The organism is Paraburkholderia graminis C4D1M, from assembly GCF_000172415.1.
GTDB lineage: Bacteria > Pseudomonadota > Gammaproteobacteria > Burkholderiales > Burkholderiaceae > Paraburkholderia > Paraburkholderia graminis.
On sequence record NZ_ABLD01000004.1, the window covers coordinates 167640 to 179741 of the forward strand.

Here is a 12102-nt window from a genome sequence, read left to right on the forward strand (position 1 = left end):
TAATCGCGTGTCACCACACTACGGAGTTTTCATGAACATCACATTGAGCCTGGGCCCGCTGGTTTCGCTGATCGCCGGCATTCTGATTCTCGTGATGCCGCGGCTGTTGAACTACATCGTCGCGTTGTATCTGATCATCATCGGGATCATTGGTATTTTTGGCGTGGGCTCGTCGCACTTCTGACCGGAGAAGCCGGGCGCAGGACGGCCCGGCTTTTCTCGTTGGCAAGAGACGTGGATGCAGCGGGAAAGGATGCCGTAGGGGGAGCAACGGCGCGCGAAGACGCACGCGCGCCGGCGCTACCGCACCGTTCATTGCCGCGCGCTAAGCGATAGATATCATGCGTTCAAACGGCACAGCGCATCCGGCCGCAGCCGGACGCCGACACCTGCGTCGCAGACGCGACTCAGCCGTTCGAAAGCTGTTCGAGGCGCCAGCGCCCCTGCAGCGACAACGCGCCGACGGCATAATGGCCGTCACCTTCCTGATAGCGCCGGAAGCAGGCGCGCTCGATCAGAAAGCTCGCGGCGGTCTGCATGCCATTGCGGCTCAGACCGAGGCGGCTATGATCGAGTGGCAGCATGGAATCGTCCGCGAGTTGGCTCGCGGCGGAGAGAATCGTGATGCAGTCGGATTTTGACGGATTCAGCATGGCTTTCGTCCTCCAAACGGCGTGTGCATGCGCGATGGGCAAGCCGGCTTCGCAAACCCGAAAGTTTTAGGCATCGGCTGGATTACTGATTGTAGGCAGCCATTTGACAATTACAACCCGCGTTTTGCCGCATTGTGTGCGGTGAACCAAACTGCAACCCGCAAGTCCGGAAGAAACCAGTGGGGCGCAGCCGAACTTGCCGCGCCCGCTACTCAAAACGATCAACGTACATTAGGTATCGAAACGCACGGCCATGCCCGCACTCATCGAAGACTATGCGCTCATCGGCGACGGCCACACGGCCGCGCTCGTCTCACGCGAAGGTTCCGTCGACTGGCTTTGCTGGCCGCGCTTCGACTCCGGCGCCTGCTTCGCCGCGCTGCTCGGCACGCCGGACCACGGCCGCTGGCTGATCTGTCCCGACACCGGCAGCGGCAGCGGCACCGAGACCGACGCCGACAGCGGCAGCGACACGCCACTGAAAATCACCCGCCGTTATCGCGGCGAAACGCTGATCCTCGAGACCGACTTCGAAACGCCCGAAGGCGCGGTCACGCTCGTCGACTTCATGCCGCCGGGCAACGGCTGGTCGGAGATGGTGCGCATCGTCGTCGGCAAGCGCGGCACCGTGCGCATGAAGATGGAACTGGTGCTGCGCTTCGACTACGGCTTTTCGATTCCGTGGGTCGACCGCCTGAAGCACGAGAGCGGGATTCGCGCGATCGTCGGTCCGGACAACGCGGTGCTGCGCACGCCCGTCGATCTGCGCGGCGAGAACATGAAGACGGTTGCCGAGTTCACCGTCAGCGAAGGCGAGCGCGTGCCGTTCTCGCTCGCGTACTCGGCCTCGCATCTGCGGCTGCCGCCCGCGCGCGATCCGCATACGGCGCTGGCCCGCACCGAGAATCACTGGCTCGAATGGTCGGCGCGCGGCACCATCGAAGGCAAATGGGCCGAGCCGATTCGCCGCTCGCTGATCACGCTGCGGGCGCTCGCCTACGAACCGACCGGCGGGATCGTCGCCGCGCCCACGACGTCGCTGCCGGAACAGCTCGGCGGCACGCGCAACTGGGACTACCGCTACTGCTGGCTGCGCGACGCGACGATCACGCTGCTCGCGCTGATGCGCGGCGGCTACTACGACGAGGCGCGCGCCTGGCGTACCTGGCTCGGCCGTGTAATGGCCGGCGCGCCCGACCAGTTGCAGATCATGTACGGGCTGGCCGGCGAGCGGCGCCTGACCGAATACGAGGTCGACTGGCTGCCCGGCTATTGCGGCGCGAAGCCGGTGCGGATCGGCAACAACGCGGTCGGACAGCTCCAACTCGACGTGTATGGTGAAGTCATGAACGCGCTGCATCTCGCGCGGGTCGGCGGCCTGCAGGCAGACGACACCGCGTGGAACGTGCAGTGCGCGCTGCTGCGTCACCTCGGCACGATCTGGCAGCAACCCGACGAAGGCATCTGGGAAACGCGCGGCGGCCGCCAGCATTTCACTTTCTCGAAGGTGATGGCGTGGGTCGCGTTCGACCGCGCGCTGGCATCGGCGGAAATGTTCAATCTCGAGGGGCCGCTCGACGAATGGCGCGCCACCCGCGCGCAGATTCACGCGGAAGTCTGCGACAAGGCGTGGAACGCTTCGCGCAATGCGTTTTCGCAGACCTACGGCAGCGATCAGCTCGACGCGAGCCTGCTGCTGCTGCCGCTCGTCGGCTTCTTGCCGCCGCACGATCCGCGCGTGAAAGGCACGGTCGAGGCGATCGAGCGCGACCTGATGCACGACGGCTTCGTGATGCGCTACCGCACCACCGAATTCGACGACGGCCTGCCGCCGGGGGAAGGCACGTTTCTGGCTTGTTCGTTCTGGATGGTGGATAACCTGGCGCTGCAAGGCCGCCTCGACGAAGCCATTGCCATGTACGAACGGCTGCTCGGCCTCTGTAACGACGTCGGGCTCCTCGCCGAGGAATACGATCCGGCGGCAAAGCGGCTCGTCGGCAACTTCCCGCAGGCGTTCTCGCATGTGGCGCTCGTCAACACGGGCCTGAACCTGATGAAGCACGAACAGGCGATGGCGCGCGCAACCGGGCAGCCGTCGCATAACGGCACGGAAGATGCTGAACTTAAGGCTGCTGCAAGCCCTGATGGCGGCGCAGCAGCATCGCCAGTAGCATGATTCGATGACATTTTTACGGATCGGCGCCGCCGGAATGCTGCATTGCACAAGTACCCTGCTTTCTATATGATCGAACTGTCTGTCGGCCTATAACCGATCTACCAACAACCAAGAATGGCCAGCCGCAACGCCACATGCGTGTTTGCGAAGCCCCATGCGAACCGCTTAAAACGGAGCACCCATGCTCTATCAACTGCACGAATTCCAGCGGGCTATGCTGAGCCCGCTCACCGCCTGGGCCCAGGCCGCGTCGAAATCGTTCGCGAACCCTGCTAGCCCGCTGGCTTACGTGCCCGGCGCTACCCGCCTCTCGGCCGGTTACGAACTGCTCTACCGGCTCGGCAAAGACTATGAGAAGCCGGAGTTCAACCTCCACCAGATCGTCAAGGACGGCCACAACATCCCGATCATCGAACAGACGATCGTCGAGAAGCCGTTCTGCCGCCTGCTGCGCTTCAAGCGTTTCGCCGACGACAGCGACGCCGTCACGCAACTGAAAGACGAGCCGGTCGTGCTGGTGTGCGCGCCGTTGTCGGGCCACCATGCCACGCTGCTGCGTGACACAGTGCGCACGCTGCTCCAGGACCATAAGGTTTACCTGACAGACTGGATCGACGCGCGCATGGTCCCGCTGGAAGACGGCGAGTTTCATCTGGACGATTACGTCGCCTACATTCAGGATTTCATCCGCCACATCGGCGCGAAGAATCTGCATGTGATCTCGGTGTGCCAGCCGACTGTGCCGGTGCTTGCCGCCATTTCGCTGATGGCGAGCCGCGGCGAAGAGACGCCGCGCACCATGACGATGATGGGCGGCCCCATCGACGCGCGCAAGAGCCCGACTTCGGTGAACTCGCTCGCCACGCAGCATTCGTACGAGTGGTTCGAAAACAACGTGATCTTCACGGTGCCGCCGAACTATCCGGGCGTGGGCCGCAAGGTCTACCCGGGCTTCCTGCAGCACACCGGCTTCGTCGCGATGAACCCGGAACGTCACGCGGCTTCGCATTGGGACTTCTATCAGAGCCTGTTGCGCGGCGACGAAGACGACGCCGAAGCGCATCGCCGCTTCTACGACGAGTACAACGCGGTGCTCGACATGGACGCCGACTATTACCTCGACACGATCCGCGTCGTGTTCCAGGAATTCAGTCTCGCCGAGGGCACGTGGGACGTGGCCGGCGAACGCGTGCGGCCGCAGGACATCACGAAGACGGCGCTCTTCACGATCGAGGGCGAGCTGGACGATATTTCCGGCGACGGCCAGACCTATGCCGCACACGAGCTGTGCACCGGCATTCCGGAGAAGCACAGGCGTCACTTCACGGCTGAGAAGTGCGGCCACTACGGTATTTTTTCGGGCCGCCGCTGGCGCACGATCATCTATCCGCAGTTGCGCGACTTCATCCTCGAGCACAACAAGGCGCCGAAGGTCGTGAAGGAAAAAGCCGAAGTCTGAACGCGGCTCACGCTATGCAGCATATGAAACGGCCTCCTGACGGAGGCCGTTTGCTTATGCGTGCATCTCGAGGCAATGCGGGTCTATCAAGTCCAAAGCAAGACGCCGCCCTACTTCCGCAACAGATACGCAAGCAGCAGTTCGGTGTTCATCTGAATCACTTCGCTGCGTTCGCCCGGACTGCTGAAATCGCGGCCAAGCGTGGCTTCGAGCGTGAAGCGGTTCGACACGATGTAGTAACCCATGCCCGAGAGCGTCACGTAGAAGCGCAGCGGATCGACGTTCGTGCGAAACAGACCCGCGCGCTGGCCTCGCTCGAGAATGCTGCCGAGCGTGGCGACGATCGGCGAAATCATTTCGCGGATGCGCGTGGACTTCTGCATATAACGCGCCTCGTGCAGATTTTCGTTGTTGACGAGGCGCAGCAGTTCGGGATGGTCGCGGTAGTAATCCCAGACAAAATGCGCGAGGCGCGTAACGGCTTCCACCGGCGCAATGCCGTTCAGCTCGAGCGTGCGCTCGGCTTCGTTGAGCGCGCTGAACGCGTGCTCGAGTACCGCCGTGAAAAGCTGCTCCTTGCTACCGAAGTAGTAATAGAGCATGCGCTCATTCGTCTCCGCGCGGCGGGCGATCTGATCGACGCGCGCGCCGAATAGCCCACCATTTGCGAACTCTTCGGCTGCCGCAAGCAGAATGCGGCGCCGGGTGCCTTCAGGATCTCTTTTGATTTTCGGCTGATTCATGGTGGCATGGTCTTCGTGAGCCGCGTTATCCGGATCGCACCGCCGGCCTCTCCTCGGGCCTTGCACCGACAGCACTGGACGGCTGGTTGGAGGGAAAACCCTTCTGCGGTCTTTCGAAAAAGGCGCTTCGATTATGGCACATGGATTGCGGATGGCAATTGGGGAAATCGGCGATAATGTGGTGCTTAGTTCAAGCTGTGCGGCCGCCCGCCGAGACGCGCTTGAGTCGCCTGCGAGTCCCCTGCCCGGCCTTGCTTCGCCCCACCTTGTGACCGTGACACTGATTAAAACACTCGCAGATCGCATCGAAGATCTGCTTCCCCAGACGCAATGCACCAAGTGCGGTTATCCGGCCTGCCGTCCGTATGCCGAGGCCGTCGCGTGCGGCGAAGCGAGCTACAACCAGTGCCCGCCGGGCGGTGCCGAAGGCGTCGCGCGGCTGGCCGCCCTGCTCGGCAAGCCGGTGATTCCGCTTAATCCCGCCAATGGCGTCGAACGGCCGCGGCCGCTCGCGGTCATCGACGAGCACATCTGCATTGGCTGCACATTGTGCATGCAGGCGTGTCCCGTCGACGCAATAGTTGGGGCACCGAAACACATGCATACGGTCGTCGCCGAGCTGTGCACGGGTTGCGACCTGTGCGTGCCGCCGTGTCCCGTCGATTGCATTTCGATGCAGCCCGTCACCGGCGAGGCGACCGGGTGGGACGCATGGAGCCAGCCGAAGGCCGACGCGGCGCGCGAACGTCACGAGCGACGCGACGCGCGTCTCGCGCAGGAACGCGAAGCCGCCGAAGCGCGTGTTGCGGCGCGACGAAGCAGCGCGGGCGCTGTTGGCACGGCTGTTGGTGAACCGCCGGCCAGTGCGCCGCCGGCGGGTGCGTCTGCGTCAGCACCTGCGGCATCGTCCGCACCTGCAACTGACGACGCCGAAGCGAAGAAGCGCGCGATCATCCAGGCCGCGCTCGAACGCGCGCGTAAGAAGAAGGAAGAACTGGCGGCCAAAGGCCAGGCGCCGTTGAACACCGAGCACGTCAGCGCGGACGTGCAGGCGCAAATCGACGCAGCGGAAGCGCGCCGACGCCGCCTTCGACTCGCCGACAACAACGACAACAACAACGCCGACACCGACACCGCCGCCGCGAACACGCCGCCAATCCCGGCCGGCACGCGCAATCCACGCTAACGCCAACTGCAACCGCCTCCGCCCACTCAGCCCGCCCAGCATGAACGCGAACAAACGCCGCGCCATCTACGAAACGCTTCAGAGCCTCAATCCGCATCCCACCACCGAACTGGAGTACACGACACCGTTCGAACTGCTGATTGCCGTGCTGCTGTCGGCGCAGGCCACGGACGTCTCGGTCAACAAGGCGATGCGCAAGATGTTTCCGGTCGCGAATACGCCGCAGAAGGTGCTCGAACTCGGCGAGGAAGGCGTCGCGAACTACATCAAGACGATCGGCCTGTACCGCAACAAGGCGAAGAACGTGATCGCGACTTGCCGCATCCTCATCGAGCAGTACGGCGGCGAGGTGCCCGAGGACCGCGAGGCGCTGGAAAGCCTGCCGGGCGTCGGACGCAAGACGGCGAATGTGATTCTGAATACGGCGTTCGGTCATCCGACCATCGCCGTCGACACGCACATCTTTCGGGTTGCGAATCGAACCGGGCTTGCTCCCGGCAAGGACGTCCGCGCGGTTGAAGCGGCGCTCGAAAAATTCACGCCCGACGAGTTCAAGAAGGACGCGCATCACTGGCTGATCCTGCACGGCCGCTATGTTTGCAAGGCGCGCCGGCCCGAGTGCTGGCATTGCGCGATCGAACCGCTGTGCGAGTTCCGGCCGAAGACGCCACCGCCCGATCTTTGAGCCGGCGCACGTTCAGCGAACCCACGCTCAGCGGACGCACGCTCAGCGGACCACGGCAGTGGCGCGTAAAATGATCGCTCGTGTGCGCTGCATGCTGTGCGCCGCATGCTTCTCCCACTCCCACTCCCCACTCAAGACACCCGTCCCACGATGTTCAATCCGAGCCGCGACGAAGTCCGTCAATTCTTCACCGAGACCTGGCGCAAGCAGCGCGAAGGCGCGATCCTGACGCCGCTCGAAGCGATGGCCGCCGACTGGATCGCCGAGCATCCCGAGTATCACGCGGAGCTGACCGATGCCGAGGCCGCCCAAGCGCAGGACTACTCGCCCGAGCGCGGACAGACCAATCCGTTCCTGCATCTGTCGATGCATCTGGCCATCAGCGAGCAGTTGTCGATCGATCAGCCGCCTGGCATCCGCGCGGCGCATGAGCGCCTTGCCGCGCGCCTCGGCTCCGCACACGACGCGCAGCACGCGATCATGGAGTGCCTCGGCGAAACCATCTGGGAAGCGCAGCGCACCGGCCTGCCGCCGGACACCGACGCGTATCTGCAACGGATCGAACGGCGCGCGACACGCGACTAACGCCGCACAGCGCGAACCTGAAACCTGTGCGCCAAAGCAAAACACCCCGCGAAAAGCGGGGTGTTTTGCAATCGATCGCTCAAACGGCGGCGCGCTTACTTCTTCTGCACCAGATCGCCCTTCAGCGATTCGACATAAGCGGCGATGTCTTTCATGTCCGATTGCGACAGGCTTTGCACCTGAGCCTGCATGATCGCGTTGTTGCGGCCCATGTGCGGGTTGCCGTTGCCCATTTGATACTGACGCAGCGCCCAGTAAACGTAATCGGCGTGCTGACCGGCGAGCTTCGGATACTCCGGGCTCACCGGCTTGTTCAGGTTCGGACCGTGGCATGCCGCGCAGTTGTGGCTCTCGGACAGCACCTTGCCGTTGCCGGCGTCGGCCGCGTGGGCGACGCTCGCTGCAACCAGACCGAATACTGCCGCCGACGCGCATGCAGCCTTGAACACCGTGTGGAGTGCCTGTTGGGGCTTATTCATGAATTCTCCTATCCCGCGAATTTAATAGCCGTGTGACTGGTTGGATAACCGCAGCCGGTCACTTGTCGGGATTGTTTTTCGATGAGGAATTTTGCGCCGCGTAGTAAGCAGCGATGTCGGCGATGTCCTGATCCGATAGCGACGCGGTGATCGCGTGCATCGTTTCGAAGTGGCGGTCGCCCTTCTTGTAGCCGCGCAGCGCGTTTTCGAGGTACGCCTGATTCTGGCCGCCTAGCATGGGCACGCGATACACCTCAGGATAAGCCGTGCGATATTCAGGGATACCGTGGCAGCCAATACACATCGCGACCTTGCCCTGGCCCGCTTTCGCGTTGCCGACGACATCCGCTGCCTGCGCACTGGCCGCATAGCCCGCGAGCACCGACAGCGCTGCGATCACGACGTGTTTGCCGACGAATTTGTTCATAGCATGTAACCTGGCTTGAGGGGAAACGGGCGCCCAAAAAGGCAACGGCCCGCGCCGTTTTTCTTATAGGGAGCCACGCAGGCCAAAAAAATCGGGCTAATTGTACCGCGACGCCGCGCCGAACGTCCACCGCGCGGGGCGCACGGGCCGGCGCGGCTGCCTGCGCACGGCGCCGAGCCGGGCTGCGTCACGTTTGCGCGGCCACGCGAAGCACCGCCCACAGCGCGGCTGCAACCTTACGCGAGGCGGTTTCAGGGCAACAGGGCTTCTGACTTATACTGGGTTTTTTCCCACGCCAGAGAGCACCTCGCCATGCGTTTCGAAGGCTCATCGCAGTACGTCGCCACCGACGACCTCAAGCTCGCGGTCAACGCCGCGATGACGCTCAAGCGCCCGTTGCTGATCAAAGGCGAGCCGGGCACCGGGAAAACCATGCTGGCCGAAGAAGTCGCCGCGGCGCTCGGCATGCCGCTTCTGCAGTGGCACATCAAGTCGACCACCAAGGCGCAGCAAGGCCTGTACGAATACGACGCGGTCTCGCGCCTGCGCGATTCCCAACTCGGCGACGAGCGCGTCAAGGACATCCGCAACTACATCGTCAAGGGCGTGCTCTGGCAGGCGTTCGAGTCGGACGAGCAAACCGTGCTGCTGATCGACGAGATCGACAAGGCCGACATCGAATTTCCGAACGACCTGCTGCGCGAACTCGACCGCATGGAGTTCTACGTGTACGAGACGCACGAGCTGATCCGCGCGAAGCAGCGTCCGCTCGTCATCATCACGTCGAACAACGAGAAAGAGTTGCCCGACGCGTTTTTGCGCCGCTGCTTTTTCCACTACATCAAGTTTCCCGATCCGGCCACGATGCAGCAGATCGTCGAGGTGCATTACCCCGGCATCAAGAAGGACCTGCTGGCCGCGGCCATGCAGAGCTTCTTCGAACTGCGCAACGTGGCGGGGCTGAAAAAGAAGCCGTCCACGTCGGAATTGCTCGACTGGCTCAAGCTGCTGCTCGCCGAAGACATTCCGCCCGAAGCGCTGCGCTCGTCGGATCAGAAGCAGATCATCCCGCCACTCGCCGGCGCGCTGCTGAAGAACGAGCAGGACGTGAGCCTCTTCGAGCGGCTCATTTTCATGAATCGCAATAACCGTTGAATCCCTATTGAGCGATATCGGGCGCTCCTGAGTGCTCGCGCCGCAGAGGACCCAGCATGCTGATCGACTTCTTCTACTCGCTGCGCGCCGCGAAGCTGCCCGTGTCGGTGAAGGAATACCTGACGCTGCTCGAGGCGCTCAAAGCCAACGTGATCGCGCCGTCGCTCGACGATTTCTACTACCTCGCGCGCATGACGCTCGTGAAGGACGAGCAGTATTTCGACAAGTTCGACCAGGCGTTCGGCGCGTATTTCAACGGCGTCGCCAAGGCTTCCGAGCTTGCCTTCGACGTCCCGCTCGACTGGCTGAAAAAGAAACTGCAACGCGATCTGTCGCCGGAAGAAAAAGCGCAGATCGAAGCGATGGGCGGCATCGACAAGCTGATGGAACGCCTGAAGCAGCTCTTCGACGAACAGAAAGAGCGGCACGAGGGCGGCAATAAATGGATCGGCACTGGCGGCACGTCGCCGTTCGGCAATGGCGGCTATAACCCGGAAGGCGTGCGCATCGGCGGCGACTCGGCGGGCAATCGCACGGCGGTCAAGGTCTGGGAAGCGCGCGCCTATCGCGATTACGACGATCAGGTGGAAATCGGCACGCGCAACATCAAGGTGGCGCTGCGCCGCTTGCGCCGCTTCGCGCGCGAAGGCGCGGCCGAAGAGCTCGACCTGCCCGACACGATCCGCAGCACCGCCGCGAACGCCGGCTGGCTCGACCTGAAGATGGTGCCCGAGCGGCACAACAAGGTGAAGGTGCTGATGCTGCTCGACGTCGGCGGCTCGATGGACGATCACATCAAGCGCACCGAGGAGCTCTTTTCCGCCGCGAAGGCCGAGTTCAAGCACCTCGAGTTTTATTACTTCCACAACTGCGTCTACGACTTCCTGTGGAAGAACAACCGCCGCCGTCACGCCGAGCGCACGCCGACGTGGGACGTGCTGCACAAGTTCACGTCCGACTACAAGCTGATCTTCGTCGGCGACGCGACCATGAGCCCTTACGAAGTGCTGCAACCGGGCGGCTCCGTCGAATACAACAACACCGAGGCCGGCGCCGTGTGGCTGCGCCGCCTCGCCGATCATTTCCCGCATCACGCGTGGCTCAATCCCGAACCGGAAGGCTTGTGGGCGTATCGCCAGTCGGTCAGCGCGATTCGCGACGTGCTCGGCCACCGCATGTATCCGCTCACGCTCGCGGGCCTCGAGTCCGCGATGCGCATGCTGAGCAAATAGACCCACCGAGACGCACCCGCCCCACCCGCCCCACTCTCAACGACAAGAAAGCATTGGCATGAACCGCTCGTCATCGCCTGAACTGGCCAACTCCGGCATCGCGCCGCGCCGCTTCAATCCGTTCGCCGACACCTCCCTATCGGCCATCGTCGCCGGCTTCGTCGCGATGATGACGGGCTACACGAGTTCGCTCGTGCTGATGTTTCAGGCGGGCCAGGCCGCGCACCTGAGCAACGCGCAGATTTCGTCGTGGATCTGGGCGTTGTCGATCGGCATGGCGGTTTGCACAATCGGGCTGTCGCTGCGCTTTCGCGCGCCGATCGTCATTGCATGGTCGACGCCCGGCGCGGCGCTGCTCGTCTCGTCGCTGCCGCATGTGCCTTACGCGGAGGCGATCGGCGCGTTTATCGTCTGCGCGTTGCTGCTGACCGTGGTCGGTCTGACAGGATGGTTCGATACGCTGATGAAGAAAATTCCGGCGGGCATCGCGTCGGCCTTGCTGGCGGGCATCCTGTTCGAGATCGGCATTGAGATATTTCGCGCCGCGCAGTTCCAGACCGCGCTCGTGCTGACGATGTTTCTGACCTATCTGATCGTCAAACGCGTCACGCCCCGCTATGCGATTCCGGCGACGCTGATCGCCGGCACCGTTGCCGCGGGCGCGTTCGGCCTGCTCGATTTCAGCCACTTTCAGATCGCGCTCGCGCATCCCGTGTTCACAATGCCGGCGTTTTCGGTGGCGGCGAGCATCAGCATCGGCATTCCGCTTTTCGTGGTCGCGATGGCTTCGCAGAACGTGCCCGGCATCGCCGTGCTGCGCGCGGACGGCTACACGACGCCCTCGGCGCCGCTGATTTCGACGACCGGCATCGCGTCGCTGCTGCTCGCGCCGTTCGGCTCACACGGCATCAATCTTGCCGCGATCACGGCGGCCATCTGCACCGGCCGCGAAGCGCACGAGAACCGCGACAAACGCTACACGGCCGCGGTCTGGTGCGGCATTTTCTATCTGATCGCCGGCATTTTCGGGGCGACGATCGCGGCGCTGTTCGCGGCGTTCCCGCGCGAGCTGGTCGTTTCCGTGGCGGCGCTGGCGCTGTTCGGCTCGATCATGAGCGGCCTGACCAACGCGATGCAGGACGCGAGGCAGCGCGAAGCGGCGCTCGTGACCTTCATGGTGACGGCGTCGGGACTGACGCTGCTGTCCATCGGCTCCGCGTTCTGGGGCCTGGTCGCGGGCGTGGTGACGCAGGTCGTGTTGAATGCGCGGCGTGCCTGACGCCAAGCGGCGGCAGGCGGCAGCACGCGGCGGCGCAAGCCGT

Annotated in this window: 13 protein-coding genes; 9 read left to right on the forward strand and 4 right to left on the reverse strand. The window is 63.4% G+C overall.

From position 1 onward, the window contains the following. The first annotated feature begins 31 nt into the window (after positions 1–31). Positions 32–184, forward strand: a complete 153-nt coding sequence (locus BGRAMDRAFT_RS33580; RefSeq protein ID WP_006048361.1) for a DUF3096 domain-containing protein — start codon at positions 32–34, stop codon at positions 182–184. A gap of 223 nt (positions 185–407) precedes the next feature. Here BGRAMDRAFT_RS33580 and BGRAMDRAFT_RS08810 read toward each other — a convergent pair whose 3' ends face one another. Continuing rightward, positions 408–653 (reverse strand): hypothetical protein, encoded by a 246-nt coding sequence (locus BGRAMDRAFT_RS08810; RefSeq protein WP_006048362.1) that lies wholly within the window; start codon positions 651–653, stop codon positions 408–410. A gap of 253 nt (positions 654–906) precedes the next feature. Here BGRAMDRAFT_RS08810 and BGRAMDRAFT_RS08815 point away from each other — a divergent pair, with 253 nt between their 5' ends. Next, positions 907–2829, forward strand: coding sequence for a glycoside hydrolase family 15 protein (locus BGRAMDRAFT_RS08815; RefSeq protein ID WP_006048363.1), 1923 nt, complete (start codon positions 907–909; stop codon positions 2827–2829). 181 nt (positions 2830–3010) lie between these two features. Beyond that, positions 3011–4288, forward strand: coding sequence for a polyhydroxyalkanoate depolymerase (locus BGRAMDRAFT_RS08820; protein ID WP_006048364.1), 1278 nt, complete (start codon positions 3011–3013; stop codon positions 4286–4288). A 110-nt stretch (positions 4289–4398) separates the two neighbouring features. Here the strand turns inward: BGRAMDRAFT_RS08820 and BGRAMDRAFT_RS08825 are convergent, their stop codons facing one another. Beyond that, positions 4399–5031: a TetR/AcrR family transcriptional regulator gene (locus BGRAMDRAFT_RS08825; protein ID WP_006048365.1), complete on the reverse strand. Its 633-nt coding sequence runs from the start codon at positions 5029–5031 to the stop codon at positions 4399–4401. A 268-nt stretch (positions 5032–5299) separates the two neighbouring features. On the opposite strand from BGRAMDRAFT_RS08825, the gene rsxB reads away from it, so the two are divergent. The 3 genes from rsxB to BGRAMDRAFT_RS08840 all read left to right on the forward strand — a co-directional run bounded on the left by rsxB (position 5300) and on the right by BGRAMDRAFT_RS08840 (position 7487). Next, positions 5300–6217 carry an electron transport complex subunit RsxB gene (gene rsxB / locus BGRAMDRAFT_RS08830; protein WP_044020659.1) on the forward strand — a complete coding sequence of 306 codons (918 nt, stop codon included), beginning with the start codon at positions 5300–5302 and terminating at the stop codon, positions 6215–6217. 40 nt (positions 6218–6257) lie between these two features. Then, positions 6258–6902 (forward strand): endonuclease III, encoded by a 645-nt coding sequence (gene nth / locus BGRAMDRAFT_RS08835; protein WP_006048367.1) that lies wholly within the window; start codon positions 6258–6260, stop codon positions 6900–6902. A gap of 150 nt (positions 6903–7052) precedes the next feature. Beyond that, entirely contained in the window at positions 7053–7487 is a 435-nt protein-coding gene (locus tag BGRAMDRAFT_RS08840) for a DUF1841 family protein (RefSeq protein ID WP_006048368.1), read from the forward strand. Positions 7488–7582: 95 nt separating this feature from the next. On the opposite strand, the gene BGRAMDRAFT_RS08845 is transcribed toward BGRAMDRAFT_RS08840, so the two are convergent. Further along, the gene (locus BGRAMDRAFT_RS08845) at positions 7583–7966 is read right to left on the reverse strand and encodes a c-type cytochrome (protein WP_006048369.1); all 384 of its coding nucleotides are present in this window, start codon (positions 7964–7966) and stop codon (positions 7583–7585) included. A 58-nt stretch (positions 7967–8024) separates the two neighbouring features. After that, positions 8025–8393: a c-type cytochrome gene (locus tag BGRAMDRAFT_RS08850; protein WP_006048370.1), complete on the reverse strand. Its 369-nt coding sequence runs from the start codon at positions 8391–8393 to the stop codon at positions 8025–8027. Between the two features lie 312 nt (positions 8394–8705). Here BGRAMDRAFT_RS08850 and BGRAMDRAFT_RS08855 point away from each other — a divergent pair, with 312 nt between their 5' ends. The 3 genes from BGRAMDRAFT_RS08855 to BGRAMDRAFT_RS08865 are packed head-to-tail and all read left to right on the forward strand — an operon-like array spanning position 8706 to position 12059. After that, complete coding sequence (locus tag BGRAMDRAFT_RS08855; RefSeq protein WP_006048371.1) at positions 8706–9548, forward strand: AAA family ATPase; 843 nt, start codon at positions 8706–8708, stop codon at positions 9546–9548. A gap of 56 nt (positions 9549–9604) precedes the next feature. Further along, a complete protein-coding gene (locus BGRAMDRAFT_RS08860) occupies positions 9605–10780 on the forward strand; it encodes a vWA domain-containing protein (RefSeq protein ID WP_006048372.1) in 1176 nt (391 codons plus the stop codon). Positions 10781–10838: 58 nt separating this feature from the next. Further along, entirely contained in the window at positions 10839–12059 is a 1221-nt protein-coding gene (locus BGRAMDRAFT_RS08865) for a benzoate/H(+) symporter BenE family transporter (protein WP_006048373.1), read from the forward strand. Positions 12060–12102: the final 43 nt, after the last annotated feature.